The following is a 17,855-nucleotide window of genomic DNA, read 5'->3' as shown; positions in this document are numbered from 1 at the left end:
CCCGCTCGCGCTGCGCGCGATCGACCCTCCCCCTCCAGGGGAGGGTAAGCGCCCTACCCCTTCGGCGGGATCAGCGGTTGTACGATCTCTTTGAATGGCGCCAGCGCCTCGCAGCGTTCGGCATGCGCTGATAGCGCCGGATAGCGCGCGGCGTCGAACAGCGGCGGATGCGCTTCGCGGGTGAAGCGGACGACGCAGGCGACCACGACGTCGGCGTGGCCGATGCGCGAGCCCAGCCAATAGGGCGTCGTGACCTTGGCGCGCTCGGCCTCCAGCACCTTCAACACGTCTGCGATCTGCGCCTGGCAGCGCTCGACCCAGAGCGCAAGCTGCTCCTTCCGCAGCACGCGCTCATAGAGCAGGCTGACCGCCTTGTCACCCAAACCCGAAGCGAGCGCGCAAATGCGCAAGTGCCGCCGCCGCTCTGCGCCGTTGCGCGGCAGCATTGCCTTCTCGGCCCCGACCAGTTCATCGAGATGATCGAGGATGACCGTGCTCTCGATCAGCGCCTCGTCGTCATCGAGCACCAAGGTCGGCACGCGGCGCAGCGGATTGTAGGGCGCGATCTTGTCGGCATCGCCAAAGGTCGACCACGGCTTGTGCTCGAAGGCGATACCGTAAAGCCTTAGCGCAATCGCGACGCGGCGCACGAAGGGGGAATCATATTGGCCGATCAGAATCATCTGCGTACCTCTCGTCATTGCCGGGCGCCTGTCCTTGACTTGATCAGGGATGACCGGCAATCCATTTTCGCGAGACTAGAGATTGATGGGTGCCCGGATCAAGTCCGGGCATGACAATCCTGAATTGGGGTGCATGCATGATGCGATGGCTGGCCGGGATCGCGCTTGGGCTATGTCTCCTCGTCACTGGCAACGCCAACGCCGAGGACCGCCCGATCGGCTTCCTGACGCCGTCAAAAAACATCGTCTGCCAGTTCTTCACCGACAACGGCCAAGGGAATGATCAGGGCGTGCTCCGCTGCGACATCATGAACACGGAGACGCGCCCGCGCCGCCCCGCCGATTGCGAGCTCGACTATGGCCACGCCTTCGAGATGACCGCGAAGGGAACGGCCGCGCGCATCTGCGCCGGCGATACCGTGATGGACGGCGCGCTCCCCGTGCTCGCCTATGGCGAGATCTGGCAGCGCGCCGGATTCACCTGCCGGTCCGAGCAGAGCGGGCTGACCTGCTTCAACGCCATGCAGCACGGCTTTTCGCTGGCACGGGCGAAGCAGGAGGTGTTTTGAGCGGGTTCCCGAAGCCGTGGCGATGCGCTGCAAAATCTTGCGCCCGGCGAGCCCAAACATCGCTGTCCACGCGAAGGGCGCCGAGCATCATTCGATAACAGGCACATGCTTCGCCGCCGTCCGCGGCGCCGTACCGTCCAGACGCGGGTCGTCCGTGATCTCGACCTGGCGCCGGAACGGGCGGAAGCCGGAGCGCTGATAGAAGGAAAGCGCGGAAGGATGATCCAAGGTGCAGGTGTGCACCCACACGCGGTTGACCGGCCGCGACCATGCCAGCTCGAGCGCGCGGTTCATAAGCCAGCGACCGGCGCCGGTGCCGATCAGGCTTGCGGTGAGGCCGAAGAAGGCGAGCTCGCACTGGCCGGCCTGCCGGAAGTCGAGCTCAAGCAGGCCCTCGTCGCGGTCGTCCTCGACCAGCGCGTAGACCTCAACGAGCGGCGCGTGAAGGATCGCTGCGAGTTCGGCGTCCGACATGCGCATGCGCGAGAACCACAGCCAGTCTTCGCCGACGCGCGAATAGAGTCCGCGGAACCAGTCGAGGCCGGGTTGCTCGACCCGGCGCAACGACCAGGCGCCTGCGGGATCGTCACGCCGCGGCGGCCGCGCGGTCATCTCCAGATGCGTGACGACCGCGGCGATCTTGCCGTTGGGCACGTCGGAATAGCCATCGGGAAGGATCATTCGTCGCTCACTCCCCCTCATCGCTCGCCAGCACGCCTTTCACCGCGCGCGCCCAACCGGCGAGGCGCGGCATGCTCGAAGCGTGCTTGAGGCGCCAGTTCGTAGAATGGGTAGAACGGAGTGAAACCCATCGATCGCCACGGTGTCCTGCCATGACGGGTTATCCTGCGGCACTGCTGGCTCAAGCCGGGCTACCGGATTTCGTCACCGCGGTCAGATTCATCGTCAGCAGGACGCCGGGCTTGGGGAGCTCCTTGACGGAGAACACCGTGCGCGCGGGCCTGTGCTCTCCCATCATCTCCACATAGGCGCTGTTCATGGCCTCGAAATCGGACATGTCCTGCAAGAACACGTTGACGTGGACGATGTGATCGAGGCCGGAGCCGACCGACTCGAGCATCACCTTGAAAGATTTAAGGATCTGGCGCGTCTGCTCGGCGACGTGGGGGCCTGCCAATTGCTGAGTGGACGGATCAACACCGGCCGTCCCGCCGATCCAGATGTGCTCGCCGACTTTGGCAATATGGCTGTAGGGGCCGATCGGCTTCGGAGTGCTTGGTGGTGTGAACGTCTCGACGCGAGTCTTCATGGTCTGCCCCATCCTGTCGCTTGTTCATGGAGCGAAGCCGCCCGACGTCGCTTAGCTCGTCCGGGCTGCCGCCGCTAGCCTTCGCCGGGAAGACTACACACTACCCCTCCCCTTCGTCGCTCGCGAGCACGCCCTTCACCGCGCGCGCCCAGCCGGCGAGCTTTCGCTCGCGCGTCGCCTCGCTCATGTTCGGCTTGAAGCGATGCTCGAGGCGCCAGTTGTCGGCGAATTTTGACGGCTCGGGATAGACGCCGGCGGCGAGGCCCGCGAGATAGGCGGCGCCCAGCGCGGTCGTCTCCTGGATGACGGGACGGTCGACCGGCGCGTCGAGGAGATCGGCGAGGCGCTGCATGGTCCAGTCGGATGCGGTCATGCCGCCGTCGACGCGCAGCACGACGCTGGCGGTCTCCGAGCTCGGCCAGTCCGCGCGCATCGCGGCCCAGAGGTCGAAGGTCTGGTAGCAGACGCTCTCCAGCGCGGCGTGTGCGAGCTCGGCAGGTCCGGTGTTGCGCGTCAGCCCGAACAGCGCCCCGCGCACACGCGGATTCCAGTAGGGCGCGCCCATGCCGACGAAGGCCGGCACGAGATAGACGCTCTGCATGCTGTCGGACTGGTCAGCGAGCGGACCGGTCTCGGCGGCGTGCTTGATGATGCCAAGCCCGTCGCGCAGCCATTGCACGGCGGATCCTGCGACGAAGATCGAGCCTTCGAGCGCGTAGGTGCGTTTTCCCCCGAGCTGATAGGCGATGGTGGTGAGCAGCTTGTTCTTCGACGCCACCGGCGTCGCGCCGGTGTTGAGCAGCGCAAAGCAGCCGGTGCCGTAGGTCGACTTCATCATGCCCGGGCGGAAGCAGGCCTGGCCGATGGTCGCGGCCTGCTGGTCGCCGGCGATGCCGCAGATCGCGATCGCGCCGCCGAACAGGTCCGGCGCGCTCTCGCCGAAGCGAGCGGAGGAATCCTTCACCTCGGGGAGCATCGAGCGCGGCACGCGCAAAAGCTTCAGCAGCTCATCGTCCCACTCGCCGGTATGGATGTTGAACAGCAGCGTGCGCGAGGCGTTGGTTGCATCTGTCGCGTGCACCTTGCCGCCGGTCAGCCGCCACAAGAGGTAGCAATCGATCGTGCCGAACATCAGCTCGCCGCGCTCGGCCCGCGCGCGGGCGCCGGGGACGTGGTCGAGGATCCATGCGACCTTTGTGCCGGAAAAATAGGGATCGATGATCAAGCCGGTCTTCTTTGAGATCAGCGGCTCGTGGCCTTCGGCCTTCAGCTTCGAGCAAACGTCGGCGGTGCGGCGGTCCTGCCAGACGATGGCGCGGTGCACGGCCTGGCCGGTGGCACGGTCCCACACCACGGTCGTCTCGCGCTGGTTGGTGATGCCGATCGCGGCGATGTCCTGCGCCTTCAGCCCGGCACGCTCGAGCACGTCGCGGCAGACCATCACGGTCGAGGTCCAGATGTCCTCCGGCTCATGCTCGACCCAGCCCGAGGCCGGGAAATGCTGAGGAAACTCCTGCTGCGCCTTCGCCGCGATGGAAATGTCGCTACGAAACACGATCGCGCGCGAGGAGGTGGTGCCCTGATCGATGGCGAGAACGAAAGACATGGCTGATAACCTTGGCGTTTCCCGTAAGTGGGAGGTTTATTGTGTCGCGCCAAAGAAAGGGGATTGGAGCGGGAAGGTCAAGCCGAGAGGTTCAGCGGAAGGCTAGGACCCGTCCCGCCAAAGTGGTACACGCCAGGGACGACATCGGGGCGGCATGACCTTTACATCCTGGCAGTTCGGCGTTTTCGTCGCCGTGATCTTCGGCGTCTACTATCTGCCGGCGTTTCGGAATTTCCAGGTCCAGCTTCTGGTGCTGGCGAGCGTGTTCTTCTACGGGTACGGGCAGCCCGAGCTCGTTCCGCTGCTGCTGGTCGCGGTTCTCGGCACCCATGTCTTCCTGGCGCTTGCCTTTCGCAACCGCGCGGTCTGGCTGCCGGCCGGCATCGCCTTCAACCTCGCGCTGCTGGCATTCTTCAAATACAAGTTCTTGTTCGTCGATGCGGCCTCGGCCCAACTCACCGGCGTGACGCCGGTCGATTTCCTGCTTCGGCTGCCTCTGCCGATCGGCATCTCCTTCTTCGTATTCCACAACATCAGCCTGCTGGTCGACCTGACCCGCGACAGGAAAGATCCGCCGCCGCTGACGGACGTCTTCCTCTACATCATCTTCTTCCCCCAGCTCGTCTCCGGCCCGATCACGCGTGCCGCGCAGTTCATGCCGCAAATCGTGCCGAAGCGCCTCGCCGACGTCGATGTCATCGAAGCGGCGAAGTGGATCCTGGCCGGTTACTTCTTCAAGCTCTACGTCGCCAACAATCTCAACGAGATGACGTCCTACATGGACTTTCCGCTCTACGAGACCCTGCGGACGCAGGATCGCTGGCTGCTCGTGGTGCTCTACAGTTACCAGATCTACGCCGACTTCTTCGGCTATTCGGCGATCGCGCTCGGCCTCGGCCTGCTGTTCGGCTATCGCCTGCCGGTCAATTTCGACTTGCCCTACATCTCGACATCGTTCTCGGAGTTCTGGACGCGCTGGCACATCTCGCTGTCGATGTGGCTCAGGACCTATCTCTACATCCCGCTCGGCGGCAACCGGTACGGCCGGCTGCGGACCTATCTCAACCTGATGATCGTGATGACGCTCGGCGGACTCTGGCACGGCGCGAGTCTCAGCTACGCGCTGTGGGGCATGCTGCACGGGCTGCTGCTCGTGATCGAGCGGCCGTTCCTGGCAGCACTCCAGAAATCCGGTCCGGTGATGCTGATTGCAAGGAGATCCGCGGTATTCTTCTGCGTGACGATGCTCTGGATCCTCTTCAAGCTGCCGGATATCGACCACGCGTTCGGATTTCTGAGAGGCATGTTCATAGCGCCTGACCTGATCAATCCGACGAAACTCTACTACAGCCTCGCTTTGCTCTACGTTCTTCCGGTGCTGATCCAGCATCTCGGCTTCGGATCGCTCGTCTCCGGGCCGTTGCGGCGCTGGGAGCCGTATCTGTACGGCACGCTCGCCGCGCTCGCGCTGCTCGAGGCGGGCCCCGACAGTGCTTTCATCTATTTCCAGTTCTGACCGATGCCAAACTCCCAGGCACGCACATGGCTGATCAAATGCACGCTGATGGCGGTCGCGGTGCTGCTCGTCTGCCGGCTCGCTACCGTCTGGGTCGGCACAAGACTCCAGCAACCGGCGGCGACGACGCGGGACGGCAACTTCATCACCCTGAACCGTTACGTGCAGGAGCCGACGCCCGACATCGTGCTGGTCGGAAGCTCGGTCGCGTGGCGCCTCAAGGAGGAGAATTTCTTGCTTCCCCGGGTCCGCAATCTCGCGTTGCCCGGTGGCTCTGCGGTGACCGGCCTCGAGATCGTGGCGAAGCAAACTCACCTGCCAAAAATCGTTCTGATCGAGGCCAACGTGCTGTCGCGTCCCGCCGACGACGCCCTGATCGCGAGATTTGCGGGCAGCGCGCGCTCCGACACGCTGCTGCGCCCGCTGCGCACCGCGGTCGCGGCTTACGAGACATGGAATCACCCGCCGCCCGAGCCAGCGCAGGTGCGTGCATCGCTGGAATATCTCCTGAAGCAGCCGCCGTCCGGATTCGACAATCGCGTCTATGTCGAGCGCGCGGTGAAGGAGATGAACGCGGAGGACGCCGCGCCGCAGGTATCTGCGAACGCGCGTCTGATCCGCCAACTCGTCGCGGACGTCGAGCAGCGTGGCGCGCGGGCTTTCCTGATCGAGGTTCCCGTCGCGCCCGAGATCGAAAGCACTCGCCTCATCCGCGAGAGCCGGGCTATCGTTCGGGAGGTCTTCCCGGGTCAGGCGCACTGGCTACGGATCGATGCGCCGCAGGCCGAGCTGCGCTGGGCGGACGGCGTGCACCTCGACGAGCGTTCCGCCCTGATCGTGGCGCGCGCGATCGAAAAGGCGTTGGATGGACGCTAAAGCGCGATGAGATTAGATTGAATCGTCATCGCGCTTTAGGTTGTTGTTTTAGCATGATCTTTTTCGGAAAATCGCTTCGCACTTTTCCGGATCATGCTCTAGCTAAACCGCCGCCGTCGTGACGCCGCCGTCGATCACGATGGTTTGCCCCGTCATGAAGCTCGAGGCGTCCGAGGCGAGGTAGGCGACCGCGCCGGCGATCTCGTCGGGCTCGCCGATGCGACGGAGCGGGGTGGTGGCGGTGCGGCGCTTCAACAGCGCTTCGTCTTCCCAGAGCGCGCGGGCGAAGTCGGTCTTCACGAGGCCAGGCGCGATGCAGTTGACGCGCACGCCCTTGGGGCCCCACTCACCGGCGAGCGAGCGGCACAGCGCGAAATCGGCGGCTTTTGAGATGCCGTAGGCGCCGATCACCGTCGAGCCGCGCAGGCCCCCGATCGAGGAGATGATGATGACGGAGCCGTTACCGCGCTCGGCCATCTGCGGGATCGCCAGCGCCGAGAGCCAGATGTTGCTCTTGACGTTCGAGCCCATGATCTTGTCGAAGGCTTCATCCGTGATGTCGAGCAGCGGGCCGTAATACGGGTTCACCGCGGCGTTACAGACGAGAATGTCGATCTTGCCGTAATGTTTGGTCGCGCCCGAGATCAGGGCTTCGACCTCGTTACGGCGCGCGATGTTGCAGGGGATGACGATGGCTTCGCCACCGGTCGCAATGATGCCGTCGGCAACCTCCTTGCATGCGTCCGCCTTGCGCGAGGAGACCACGACCTTGGCGCCGAGCTTGGCAAGCAGCTCGGCCGAGGAGCGACCGATGCCGCGGCTGGAGCCGGTGACGACGGCGACTTTTCCGGTGAGATCGAACGGGGTGTTTTTCATTGTTGTTGCTCCGCTGATTCCACTTGTTCGGTGTCATCGCCCGGCTTGACCGGGCGATCCAGTATTGCAGAGGCGGCGCGGCTGGAAGTGAGAGGCCGCGGCGTACTGGATGCCCCGGTCAAGCCGGGGCATGACAGTGTGGCTCAGATCAACCCACCCGCATCAGCCACGCGGCGCTGGTGATAGTCGGTGTCGCCAAAGGTGTTCTCGATCATGGTCAGGCGCTTGAAGTAGTGGCCGATCTTCGCCTCCATGGTCATGCCGATGCCGCCATGGAGCTGGATCGACTGCTGGCCGACGAACTTCAGCGACTTGCCGATCTGCACCTTGGCCGCCGCGATCGCGTTTGAGCGCTCCTTGGCGTCCTCGAAATCACCAGCCATGGTCGCGAACATCGACATCGAGCGGGCCTGCTCCGCGGCGACGAACATGTCGGAGGCGCGGTGCTGGAGGCTTTGGAACGAACCGATCGCGACGCCAAATTGCTTGCGCGTCTTGATGTACTCGACCGTGGTCTTGAGCGACTCGTCCATCAGGCCGACCGCCTCGGCGCAGAGCGCGACGCGGGCTTCATCGACCACGCGCTCGATCAGCGCGAGACTGTCCTCGGGATTGCCAATCGCAGCATCTGCGCCGACCTCGACACCGGTGAAGGTGAGGTCGGCGGCGTGCAGGCCGTCCTGGGTCGGATAGGACTTCTTGGTGATACCCTTGGCGGTCGCGGGTATCAGGAAGACGCCGATGCCGCTCTTGTCACGGCGATCCCCCTTGGTGCGCGCGGTCACGATGAGCGTATCGGCGTTCTCGCCGTTGAGCACGACGAACTTTTCGCCGTCGATGACGTAGCCCTCGCCCTTCTTCTTCGCCGTCGTTGACACGTCGAACAGATCATAGCGCGAATTCTTCTCGACCTGCGCGAAGGCAAACGTCTTGCTGCCGTCGATGATGCCTGGCACATGCGCGGCCTTCTGCGCATCCGAGCCGCCATGGCGCAAAAAGCCGCCGCCGATCACGACGGTTGCGAGATAAGGCTCCAGCACCAGCGCCTTGCCGAGCGCCTCCATGACGATCATGGTCTCGACGCCGCCGGCACCAAAACCGCCATCGGCCTCCGCGAAGGGCAGGCCGAGCAGGCCCTGCTCGGCGAGCTTGCCCCAGACGGCTTTGCTCCAGCCGCCCTTCTCCTTCATGTATTTCTTGCGCTGCTCGAAATCGTAGGAATCCGTCAGCAGGCCGTCGACGCTGTCCTTGAGAAGCCGCTGCTCCTCGGTCAAATCAAAATCCATCTTACCTTCTCTCCAAAATCATAAGGGCGGGCTGCTGCCCCGATCTCCCGTCGTCATCCCCGCGCAGGCGGGGATCCAGTAAACACAGCTACCTGCCGTAACCACGACTGCCGCGGCGTACTGGGTCCCCCGCCTTCGCGGGGGACGACAGTGTTCGATGGCGGGGCCTACAGCCCCAGCACCGCCTTGGCGATGATGTTCCGCTGGATCTCGTTGGAGCCGCCGTAGATCGAGACCTTGCGGTTGTTGAAGTAGCTCGGCGCGATCTGGGCGGTCCACTCCATGGCCTCGTTCGAACCGTCGTCGCCATGGACGTCATAGGGCGCCGCGAACGGGCCGATGACCTCCATGAGCAGTTCGGTCGTGGTCTGCTGGATCTCAGAACCCTTGATCTTGAGCACCGACGATGCCGGGTTGGGCTTGCCCTTGCCGTGCTTGCCTTCGTCGGCGACAACGCGGAGCTGTGTCAGCTCCAGGGCCTTCAGCTCGATCTCGCAGGCGGCGAGCTTTTCGCGGAACGCTGAGTCCTGGATGATCGGCTTGCCGCCGGACTCGACCTTGCCGGCGAGCTCCTTGATGCGGCGCAGCCGCTCCTTGGAGACGCCGACCCGCGCGATGCCGGTGCGCTCATTGCCGAGCAGGAATTTTGCGTAATCCCAGCCCTTGTTCTCCTCGCCGATCAGGTTCTCGACGGGCACCTCGACGTCGTCGAAGAAGACCTCGTTGACCTCGTGGCCGCCGTCGATGGTCTGGATCGGGCGCACGGTGACGCCCTTCGACTTCATGCTGAACACGATGAAGGAGATGCCCATCTGCTTCTTCGCGCTCGCATCGGTGCGGCAGAGGCAGAAGATCATGTCGGCGTGCTGCGCCAGCGTGGTCCAGGTCTTCTGGCCGTTGATGATCCACTTGTCGCCCTTGCGCTCGGCCTTTGTCTTCAGCGAAGCGAGGTCGGAGCCGGAGCCTGGCTCGGAAAAACCCTGGCACCACCAGTCGTCGACATTGGCGATACGCGGCAGGTACTGCTTCTTCTGCTCTTCGTTGCCGAAGGTGTAGATGACCGGGCCGACCATGCTGACGCCGAAGGCGAGTGGCTGCGGCGCCGGATAGGACTGCAGCTCCTCGTTGAAGATGTAGTGCTGCACGGACGTCCAGCCCGTGCCGCCATACTGCTTCGGCCAGTGGCTGACGCCCCAGCCCTTCTTGTTGAGGATGCGCCACCAGGTCACCATCTCGTCCTTCGAGAGATGACGGCCCTCGACCAGCTTGCGCCGCGTATCCGGCGGCACGTTGTCGCGGAAGAACTGCCGCACTTCCTCGCGAAACGCCTGCTCTTCCTTCGTGAATGCGAGATCCATCGGATCCTCCTGTGAGCTTCCCTCGTCGCCCCGGCGAAGGCCGGGACCCATAACCACTCGTCTTCATTGTCTTGGCACAGGCAACTATCGTCTGTGCCCCAAACTCCGGCTGCGGAGTATGGGTCCCGGCTTTCGCCGGGACGACGCAACTACTGCAACACCTCGAACAGACCTGCCGCGCCCATGCCGCCGCCGACGCACATGGTGACGACCGCATACTTGGCCTTGCGACGGCGGCCTTCGATCAGGGCGTGGCCGGTGAGGCGCGCGCCCGACATGCCGTAGGGATGGCCGACCGAAATCGCGCCGCCATTGACGTTGATCTTCTCGGGGTCGATGCCGAGCTTGTCACGGCAGTAGAGCACCTGCACCGCAAACGCCTCGTTCAATTCCCAGAGACCGATGTCGTCGACCGTGAGGCCATGGCGCTTGAGTAGCCGCGGCACGGCGAACACCGGGCCGATGCCCATCTCGTCGGGCTCGCAACCGGCGGAGACGAAGCCGCGGAAGATACCGAGCGGCTTCAGGGAGCGCTTGGCCGCTTCCTTGTCGCTCATGATGACGGAGGCGCTGGCGCCGTCCGAGAGCTGGCTGGCATTGCCGGCGGTGACGGTGAAACCGTCGCCGCGCACCGCCTTGAGGCCCGCGAGGCCCTCGGCCGTGGTCTCGGGGCGCGGACCCTCGTCCTGCGACAGCGTCACGTCCTTGAAGGACACCGCACCGCTCGCCTTGTCGGTCACGGCCATCTTGGTGGTGATCGGCGCGATCTCGTCCTTGAACTTGCCGCCCTGCTGGGCTGCCGCGGTTCGGCGCTGGCTCTCCAGTGAATATTCGTCCTGCTTCTCGCGCGAGATGTTGTAGCGCTTGGCAACCACCTCGGCCGTATCGATCATGGGCATGTAGACCTCGCCCTTGATCTCGAGCAGCGCCGGATCCTGGGCCTGGAAGACGTTCATCTTGTCGTTCTGGACGAGCGAGATCGACTCGCCGCCGCCGCCAACCGCGATTTCGACGCCGTCAAAGATCACCGAACGGGCGGCAAGCGCGATCGCCTGCAGGCCCGAGGCGCACTGGCGGTCAATGGTGGTGCCGGCGACCGTGACGGGAAGGCCGGCGCGGAGCAGCGCCTTGCGCGCGATGTTGCCGCCGGTCGAACCCTGCTGGAGCGCCGCGCCCATCACGACGTCCTCGATCTCCTTCGGATCGACCTTGGCGCGGGCGACCGCCTCGCCGATCGCATGCCCGAGCAAGGTCGCGCCTCCGGTGGCGTTGAGCGCACCGCGATAGGCCTTGCCGATCGGCGTACGGGCAGTGGAAACGATGACGGCGTCAGTCACGAGCGAACTCCTGTTGCGACTTGCTGTGGTGTTGATTGCGAAGACGGCTTTTGCTGCTGGCGCAATTCATGGCGCGACAGCTTGCCGACCGGGGTGCGCGGCAGTTCGTCGACGAACTCGACCGCCGCGGGCAATTCATGCTTGCCGACCTTGCCGGCGAGGAAGGCGCGCAGCTCGTCGGCCGAGAACGGCTTTGCGTCCGGCTTGAGCTTGATGAAAGCCTTTGCCGCCTCGCCGCGATACTGGTCGGGGATGCCGATGACGATGACCTCGTGCACGCCGGGGTGCGTATAGATCGCCTGCTCGATCATCTGCGGATAGACGTTGAAGCCGCCGGAGATGATCATGTCCTTCTTGCGGTCGACCAGGAAGAAATAGCCATCCGTGTCCACGTAGCCGATGTCGCCGGTGAGGAAGCGGCCGTCGACAAAGGATTCTGTGGACCCCTTCGGCTTATTCCAGTAGCCCTTGGTGACGTTCGGGCCCTTGATGCGGATCTCGCCGACTTCGCCCGGTGGCAGCACTCTTGTCGGATCATCGAGCGAGACCACGTCGAGCTCAATGCCCGGCAGCATCAGCCCGATCGAGCCGGGCTTTTCCGGCCCTTCCTGCGGATGGCCGGTGCCGGGCGAGCAGGTCTCGGTCATGCCCCAGCCGCTCTTCAGCTTCTTGCCGACCTTGCGCTCGAAGAAGTTGGCGATCTCCACCGGCAGCGGCGCGCCGCCGGAGCCGATGGCGTGAAGCGAGGAAAAGTCGCGCTTGTCGAGATCGGGCAGTGCTGCGATCGCGATCCACATCGTCGGCACGCCCGGAAAGTAGGTCGCGCGCTTGACCTCGATGTCGCGCATCACGGCCTCGACGTCGAAGCGCTGATGGAGCGAGATCAGATTGCCGCGGCGGAGCGAGGACAGCAGCACGACCGTGAGCGCGTAGATATGAAACAGCGGCAGCACGCAAATCACGCGCTCGATGACGTTGCCGCGCGCCGCGCGTCCGGGCCTGCCCCAGACGTCGTAGATCGACACCGCCGAGGTGAGATTGCCGTGCGTCAGCATCGCGCCTTTCGGCAGGCCGGTGGTGCCGCCGGTATATTGCAAGAGTGCGACGTCATCGGCCGTCACATCAGGCCATTGCGCGGGTTTTGTCGCGCCGTCGACGAACTGCTTGAAGGTGACGATGCGGGGATCGTTCGGGATCGGCGCTTGTGGTGTGCCGATCTTGCCCCAATGATCGTCCTCGCAAACGATCAACGTGTCGATCAGGCCCTTCTCCAGAAACTTCAGCGCGGTCGGCAACAGCGCGGCGAGGTTGGAGGTGACGAGCACCCGCGCGCCTGAGTCCGTGACCTTGTGCGACAGCGCGATCTCGCCATCGAGCGGCGACAGATGCGCGACACGGCTGCCTGCCTTCAGCGCGCCGAAGAAATTGACGGGATGGTCCGGCGTGTTGCCGAGGAACAGCGCGACGGAGGAGTTCTTGCCGCAGCCGGCGCGCAGGAAGGCCGCAGCCGCCTGCTCCACCTTCGCTTCCAGTTCGCTATAGCTGATCGGCCGGTCGCGAAATTCGAACGCGGCGCGCGCGCCGTAATCGGCGGCGGCCTTGGACAGAAGGTCAGGCAGCGTGCCCTGGACGATGGTGTCGTCCCACCGCACGCCCTCGGGATAAAACTGTTCGCCGGGATGGGTCATTTTCTCTAGCCACAAACACAGTCATTCCGGGGCGCCCGAAGGGCGAACCCGGAATCTCGAGATTCCGGGTTCGATGCTTCGCATCGCCCCGGAATGACGAGTGGAGAGACAACGGCCATCACGCCGCTTTCGACGCCGCCGCGAGCGAGGCAAACGTCTTGCCTTCGGCCGCGAGCTTCTTCAGCAGCGGCGCGGGCTCGAGGCTCGGGTCGTTGGTCTCCTTGGCGTAGAACGAGAGCCGATCGGCGATGTGCTTCAGGCCGACCGTGTCGGCCCAGTACATCGGGCCGCCGCGATAGATCGGCCAGCCATAGCCGTAGAGCCAGACCACGTCGATGTCGCTCGGGCGCGCCGCGATGCCTTCTTCGAGGATTTTTGCGCCCTCGTTAATCATCGGATACATCATGCGCTCCAAAATCTCGTCGTCGCTGACGACGCGCTTTTTGAGCCCCATGCGCAGCAGCGTCTCGTCGATCAGCTTCTCGACTTCCGGATCCGGCATCGGCGCGCGCGAGCCCGCCTCGTACTTGTAGTAGCCCTTGCCGGTCTTCTGGCCGAAGCGGCCGGCTTCGCAGAGCGCGTCCGCGATCTCCGACTTGATGCCGCGGTCCTTGCGCGAACGCCAGCCGATGTCGAGTCCGGCGAGGTCGCCCATCGCGAACGGCCCCATCGGCATGCCGAACTTTGTCACCACGGCGTCGACCTGCTGCGGCAACGCGCCTTCGAACAACAGCTTCTCGGACTGCTTGCCCCGCTGCGCCAGCATGCGGTTGCCGACAAAGCCGTCGCAGACGCCGACGACGGCCGGCACCTTTGCGATCTTGCGCGCGATCGACACGGCGGTGACCAGCGCATCGGGGGCGGTCTTGTTGGCGCGTACGATCTCGCACAGCTTCATGACGTTGGCGGGCGAGAAGAAGTGCATGCCCAATACGTCCTGCGGACGCTTGGTCGCCTTCGCGATCTCGTCGATGTTGAGATAGGAGGTGTTGGAGGCGAGCACTGCGCCGGGCTTGGCGAACTCGTCGAGTTTGCCGAACACTTCCTTCTTCACCGCCATGGTCTCGAACACGGCTTCGATCACCAGGTCAGCGTCCTTGACGTTCTCGAGGCCGACCTTGCCGTCAATCAGCGCCATGCGCTTGGCGGGTGCATCCGCCGGGATGCCGCCGCGTGCAGCGGTCGCTTCCCAGTTCTTCTGCATGATGCCCATGCCGCGCTTCAACTGCTCTTCGGCGGTCTCGATCAGGGTGACGGGAATGCCGGCATTGGCAAAGGACATCGCGATGCCGCCGCCCATGGTGCCGGCGCCGAGCACGGCAACGCGGTTGACGGGGCGCGACTTGGTGCCATCAGGCACGCCGGCGATCTTGTTGGCTTCGCGCTCGGCGAAGAATGCGTAGCGCTGTGCCTTGGACTGGTCGCTGACGAGGAGCTTCATGAAGCCCTCGCGCTCCTTCTTCAGACCTTCGTCGAAGGGGAAGTCGATGGCCGCGCCGACCGCATCGGCAGCCGCGAACGGAGCCTCCAGACCGCGCGCCTTCTTGGTGAGCGCAGCAACCGCGTTGGTGAAAATCGAGCGGTCCGCCTTGGCCGCGGCAAGCTTGGAATCGTCGTCGCGCAGGCGGCGCAGCGGCCGCTTCTCGGCCAGCAGCTTGCGGGCAAAAGCCTCGCCACCGGAGGCCGGGCCTTCGACGATCTCCTCGATCAGGCCGTTCTTCAGCGCCTCGGCCGCGCCGATCGGATCGCCGCCGACCACCATCTTGACCGCGAGTTCCGGGCCGACCGCACGCGGCAGGCGCTGCGTTCCGCCGGCACCCGGCAGCAGGCCGAGCTTCACTTCGGGCAGGCCGAGCTTGGCGTCTTTGGTCGCCACGCGGAAGTGGCATGCCAGCGCCACTTCGAGGCCGCCGCCGAGCGCGGTGCCGTGGATCGCGGCCACGATCGGCTTCGGCGAATTCTCCATCTCCGCCAGCACTTCGTTGAGGCCGGGCGGCTTCGGCGGCTTGCCGAATTCGGTGATGTCGGCGCCGGCAATGAAGGTGCGACCGGCGCAGGTCAGCACGATGCCCTTGATCGCGGGATCAGCGACCGCAGCCTTGATGCATTCCAAGATGCCGCCGCGCACCGCGGCGCTGAGCGCGTTCACCGGAGGGCTGTTGACCGTGACGACGCCGATGTCGTCATGACGCTCGAGTTTCACCACTTCGCTCACGGCATACCCTCCTTGGTGGGGATTTACTTTTATTCGATTTCGCGGTGCGGAATTTAATTCCGCATCTTGACGGCAGGGTTATTTTGAAGCACGTGGCTTGTCAACGACTCCGCGCAAGAAGCAGATCAGGGATGAAGCGTACAGGAAAGAAGCCAGCGACCGATCGGAACTTCGTCGTCGCGCTTTCCCGCGGACTAGATGTATTGCGCGCATTCCACCCCAACGACGGACTTCTCGGCAATCAGGAGATCGCGGCCCGTACGAATTTGCCCAAGCCCACGGTGTCACGGCTGACTTACACGTTGACGAGGCTTGGTTATCTTACACCGGTTCCCCGTTTCGAAAAGTATCAGCTCGCGCCGGCCGCGCTGGCGCTCGGCTACGCGGCGCTGGCCAATCTCGGCATTCGCCATTTGTCCGAGCCGTTCCGCGAGGAAGTGATGCGCGCGACCGGCGGGGCGGTCGCCGTCGGCGGCCGCGACCGGCAGAGCATGATCTATTTCGGACAAAGCCGGGGCAGCGAGACGGTCGGCGTTCAACTTGACGTCGGCTCGCGCGTGCCGATTGCAACCAGCGCGATGGGCCGCGCCTATTTCTGGGCGCTGGGCGAGGACGAGCGCACCACGCTGCTGCGCGATCTGCGTGAACATTACGGCAGCCGCTGGCCCAAGCTGCGTGACGGATTGGAGCGTTCCGGTGAGACCGTCGCGAAATACGGTTTTGCGATTTCGGTCGGCGACTGGCACGACGACATCGGCGCCGCCGGCGTCGCGCTCAAGCTGAATGACGGAACTGGTCCCTACGCGTTCAATTGCGGCGCGCCGGCATTCCGCTTCACGGAAGAGCGTTTGATCAACGACATTGGACCACGTCTCTTGGCGATGGTAAGGAACATTGAAGCGGCACTCGGCGGTTTGGTGCCCTCGTCGAAAAAAGAAGTCAGCAAGAAGCTGAAATCAGGAGGAAAAGTTGCACGTGTGGCCGAGGGGATCAGATAGCCTTTGTCGTTGCAGAGGGCGAAACGTTTCGCCCTTCGGCCCACTCAACGCTGTGGGCGAGACGAGATGACGCAGGCACAGCTCGCGCAGGGGACTTCGCCTCTGCTCGCGGTTCGCGACGTCAGCGTCGTGTTCGGCGGCATCGTCGCGCTCAACGGCGTGACCTTCGACATGCACAAGGGCCAGATCCTCGGATTGATCGGCCCCAACGGCGCCGGCAAGACCACGCTGTTCAACTGCCTGTCGCGGCTCTATCAGCCCTCGTCCGGCGACATCCTGATGGAGGGCGTCAGCATCCTGTCGCGCCCGCCGCACAAGATCGCCGAGATCGGCATCGGCCGCACCTTCCAGAACGTGGCGCTGTTTCCGAACCTCTCTGTCATGGACAACGTCCGCGTCGGCACCCATGCCCGCACCTCCAGCGACATCATCAGCGACTCCCTCAAGCTCGCTTGGGTTCGCCGCAGCGAGGCCAGCGTCAACAAGAAGGTGCACGAGATCCTAGACTATCTCGACCTCGGCGACGTCGCGCATACCGTCGTCTCCGGCCTGCCCTTCGGCACGCAGAAGCGCGTCGAGCTGGCGCGCGCGCTGGCTGCAGACCCCAAGATCCTGCTGCTCGACGAGCCGGCCGGCGGTCTCAACCATGAAGAAGTCTACGTGCTCGGCGACCTCATCCGCCGCATTCGCAACGACCGCCACATGACCGTGCTGCTGGTCGAGCATCACATGGGCCTCGTGATGTCGATCGCCGACCACGTCGTCGCATTGAATTTCGGCAAGAAGCTCGCGGAAGGCACGCCTGCCCAGGTGCAGGCGGATCCCGACGTCATCAAGGCCTATCTCGGGAGCAAGGACCAATGACGCAGTTGCTCAACGTCAAGGATCTGCGCGCCTATTACGGTCAGGTCCAGGCCCTTCACGGCCTGTCCTTCTCGCTCAACGAAGGCTCGCTGACCACGTTGCTGGGCGCCAACGGCGCCGGCAAGACCACCACGCTGCGCGCGATCTGCAACATGGTGCGTTCCACCGGCGCGATCGAGTTCGAGGGCAAGCCTCTGACCAATCGCTCGACGGAAAACATCGTGCGCTTCGGCATCGCCCATGTGCCGCAGGGCCGCGGCACCTTCACCAACATGACGGTGGAGGAAAACCTCCAGCTCGGGGCCATCACCCGGAAGGACAATGCCGGCATCATCTCCGACATCGAGCGCATGTACGCCCACTTCCCGGTGCTGAAGCAGCGGCATACCCAGCAGGCCGGCACGCTCTCGGGCGGCGAGCAGCAGATGCTTGCGGTGGCGCGTGCGCTGATGCTGCGGCCGCGGCTGATGCTGCTGGACGAGCCGTCCTTTGGCCTCGCGCCGCTGGTCGTCCGCGACCTGTTCGGCATCCTCGGCAAGATCAATCGCGAGGACAAGGTCACCATCCTGGTGGTCGAGCAGAACGCGCAGCTCGCGCTCGAGCTCGCCGACCAGGCCTATGTGATCGAGACCGGACGCATCGTGATGTCGGGCAAGGCCAAGGAAATCGCGAACAACGAAGAAATCCGCAAATCCTATCTGGGTTACTGAGGA

16 protein-coding genes are annotated in these 17,855 nt (G+C 64.3%); 6 read left to right on the top strand and 10 right to left on the bottom strand.

The genetic code is table 11. The features are described 5' to 3' along the window. Positions 1-53: 53 nt before the first annotated feature. Positions 54-683, bottom strand: a complete 630-nt coding sequence (locus KUF59_RS04815; RefSeq protein ID WP_212457002.1) for a glutathione S-transferase family protein — start codon at positions 681-683, stop codon at positions 54-56. Between the two features lie 137 nt (positions 684-820). Between KUF59_RS04815 and KUF59_RS04810 the strand changes: the two genes are divergently transcribed. Continuing rightward, on the top strand, positions 821-1,252 hold the full coding sequence (locus KUF59_RS04810; protein ID WP_212456896.1) for a DUF6636 domain-containing protein: 432 nt from the start codon (positions 821-823) through the stop codon (positions 1,250-1,252). An 87-nt stretch (positions 1,253-1,339) separates the two neighbouring features. Here the strand turns inward: KUF59_RS04810 and KUF59_RS04805 are convergent, their stop codons facing one another. From KUF59_RS04805 to glpK, 3 genes are all read right to left on the bottom strand, one after another. Continuing rightward, positions 1,340-1,933, bottom strand: a complete 594-nt coding sequence (locus KUF59_RS04805) for a GNAT family N-acetyltransferase (RefSeq protein WP_212456897.1) — start codon at positions 1,931-1,933, stop codon at positions 1,340-1,342. A gap of 181 nt (positions 1,934-2,114) precedes the next feature. Continuing rightward, positions 2,115-2,522, bottom strand: coding sequence for a RidA family protein (locus KUF59_RS04800; RefSeq protein WP_212456898.1), 408 nt, complete (start codon positions 2,520-2,522; stop codon positions 2,115-2,117). Between the two features lie 100 nt (positions 2,523-2,622). Continuing rightward, positions 2,623-4,128, bottom strand: coding sequence for a glycerol kinase GlpK (gene glpK / locus KUF59_RS04795; protein WP_212456899.1), 1,506 nt, complete (start codon positions 4,126-4,128; stop codon positions 2,623-2,625). A 154-nt stretch (positions 4,129-4,282) separates the two neighbouring features. Between glpK and KUF59_RS04790 the strand changes: the two genes are divergently transcribed. Then, the gene (locus tag KUF59_RS04790) at positions 4,283-5,644 is read left to right on the top strand and encodes an MBOAT family O-acyltransferase (RefSeq protein ID WP_212456900.1); all 1,362 of its coding nucleotides are present in this window, start codon (positions 4,283-4,285) and stop codon (positions 5,642-5,644) included. 3 nt (positions 5,645-5,647) lie between these two features. After that, the gene (locus KUF59_RS04785; RefSeq protein WP_212456901.1) at positions 5,648-6,520 is read left to right on the top strand and encodes a hypothetical protein; all 873 of its coding nucleotides are present in this window, start codon (positions 5,648-5,650) and stop codon (positions 6,518-6,520) included. Positions 6,521-6,622: 102 nt separating this feature from the next. On the opposite strand, the gene KUF59_RS04780 is transcribed toward KUF59_RS04785, so the two are convergent. The 6 genes from KUF59_RS04780 to KUF59_RS04755 all read right to left on the bottom strand — a co-directional run bounded on the left by KUF59_RS04780 (position 6,623) and on the right by KUF59_RS04755 (position 15,280). After that, positions 6,623-7,396 (bottom strand): SDR family NAD(P)-dependent oxidoreductase, encoded by a 774-nt coding sequence (locus KUF59_RS04780; protein WP_212456902.1) that lies wholly within the window; start codon positions 7,394-7,396, stop codon positions 6,623-6,625. Between the two features lie 143 nt (positions 7,397-7,539). Next, positions 7,540-8,682, bottom strand: coding sequence for a pimeloyl-CoA dehydrogenase small subunit (gene pimD / locus KUF59_RS04775; protein WP_212456903.1), 1,143 nt, complete (start codon positions 8,680-8,682; stop codon positions 7,540-7,542). Between the two features lie 167 nt (positions 8,683-8,849). Further along, entirely contained in the window at positions 8,850-10,040 is a 1,191-nt protein-coding gene (gene pimC / locus KUF59_RS04770; RefSeq protein WP_212456904.1) for a pimeloyl-CoA dehydrogenase large subunit, read from the bottom strand. A gap of 149 nt (positions 10,041-10,189) precedes the next feature. After that, complete coding sequence (locus KUF59_RS04765) at positions 10,190-11,377, bottom strand: acetyl-CoA C-acyltransferase (protein ID WP_212456905.1); 1,188 nt, start codon at positions 11,375-11,377, stop codon at positions 10,190-10,192. After that, positions 11,374-13,065 carry a dicarboxylate--CoA ligase PimA gene (gene pimA, locus KUF59_RS04760; protein WP_212456906.1) on the bottom strand — a complete coding sequence of 564 codons (1,692 nt, stop codon included), beginning with the start codon at positions 13,063-13,065 and terminating at the stop codon, positions 11,374-11,376. The genes KUF59_RS04765 and pimA overlap by 4 nt, the downstream gene beginning before the upstream one ends. 118 nt (positions 13,066-13,183) lie before the next feature. Then, complete coding sequence (locus tag KUF59_RS04755) at positions 13,184-15,280, bottom strand: 3-hydroxyacyl-CoA dehydrogenase NAD-binding domain-containing protein (protein ID WP_212456907.1); 2,097 nt, start codon at positions 15,278-15,280, stop codon at positions 13,184-13,186. Between the two features lie 131 nt (positions 15,281-15,411). Between KUF59_RS04755 and KUF59_RS04750 the strand changes: the two genes are divergently transcribed. From KUF59_RS04750 to KUF59_RS04740, 3 genes are all read left to right on the top strand, one after another. Beyond that, positions 15,412-16,278: an IclR family transcriptional regulator gene (locus KUF59_RS04750; RefSeq protein ID WP_212457003.1), complete on the top strand. Its 867-nt coding sequence runs from the start codon at positions 15,412-15,414 to the stop codon at positions 16,276-16,278. A gap of 66 nt (positions 16,279-16,344) precedes the next feature. Further along, a complete protein-coding gene (locus KUF59_RS04745) occupies positions 16,345-17,142 on the top strand; it encodes an ABC transporter ATP-binding protein (RefSeq protein WP_212456908.1) in 798 nt (265 codons plus the stop codon). After that, positions 17,139-17,852, top strand: coding sequence for an ABC transporter ATP-binding protein (locus tag KUF59_RS04740; RefSeq protein WP_212456909.1), 714 nt, complete (start codon positions 17,139-17,141; stop codon positions 17,850-17,852). The genes KUF59_RS04745 and KUF59_RS04740 overlap by 4 nt, the downstream gene beginning before the upstream one ends. Positions 17,853-17,855 lie beyond the last annotated feature (3 nt).

The organism is Bradyrhizobium arachidis (genome assembly GCF_024758505.1).
GTDB classification, from domain to species: Bacteria; Pseudomonadota; Alphaproteobacteria; order Rhizobiales; family Xanthobacteraceae; genus Bradyrhizobium; species Bradyrhizobium manausense_C.
This window is presented reverse-complemented; position numbering and strand designations above follow the sequence as displayed.

Bases quoted from the DNA above. Each gene is read 5' to 3' on its own strand.
- KUF59_RS04780 (WP_212456902.1), bottom strand. From the start codon at position 7,396: ATGAAAAACACCCCGTTCGATCTCACCGGAAAAGTCGCCGTCGTCACC.
- KUF59_RS04745 (WP_212456908.1), top strand. From the start codon at position 16,345: ATGACGCAGGCACAGCTCGCGCAGGGGACTTCGCCTCTGCTCGCGGTT.
- KUF59_RS04740 (WP_212456909.1), top strand. From the start codon at position 17,139: ATGACGCAGTTGCTCAACGTCAAGGATCTGCGCGCCTATTACGGTCAG.
- KUF59_RS04800 (WP_212456898.1), bottom strand. From the start codon at position 2,522: ATGAAGACTCGCGTCGAGACGTTCACACCACCAAGCACTCCGAAGCCG.
- KUF59_RS04750 (WP_212457003.1), top strand. From the start codon at position 15,412: ATGAAGCGTACAGGAAAGAAGCCAGCGACCGATCGGAACTTCGTCGTC.
- KUF59_RS04785 (WP_212456901.1), top strand. From the start codon at position 5,648: ATGCCAAACTCCCAGGCACGCACATGGCTGATCAAATGCACGCTGATG.
- KUF59_RS04810 (WP_212456896.1), top strand. From the start codon at position 821: ATGATGCGATGGCTGGCCGGGATCGCGCTTGGGCTATGTCTCCTCGTC.
- KUF59_RS04815 (WP_212457002.1), bottom strand. From the start codon at position 683: ATGATTCTGATCGGCCAATATGATTCCCCCTTCGTGCGCCGCGTCGCG.
- pimD (WP_212456903.1), bottom strand. From the start codon at position 8,682: ATGGATTTTGATTTGACCGAGGAGCAGCGGCTTCTCAAGGACAGCGTC.
- KUF59_RS04805 (WP_212456897.1), bottom strand. From the start codon at position 1,933: ATGATCCTTCCCGATGGCTATTCCGACGTGCCCAACGGCAAGATCGCC.
- pimC (WP_212456904.1), bottom strand. From the start codon at position 10,040: ATGGATCTCGCATTCACGAAGGAAGAGCAGGCGTTTCGCGAGGAAGTG.
- glpK (WP_212456899.1), bottom strand. From the start codon at position 4,128: ATGTCTTTCGTTCTCGCCATCGATCAGGGCACCACCTCCTCGCGCGCG.
- KUF59_RS04790 (WP_212456900.1), top strand. From the start codon at position 4,283: ATGACCTTTACATCCTGGCAGTTCGGCGTTTTCGTCGCCGTGATCTTC.
- pimA (WP_212456906.1), bottom strand. From the start codon at position 13,065: ATGACCCATCCCGGCGAACAGTTTTATCCCGAGGGCGTGCGGTGGGAC.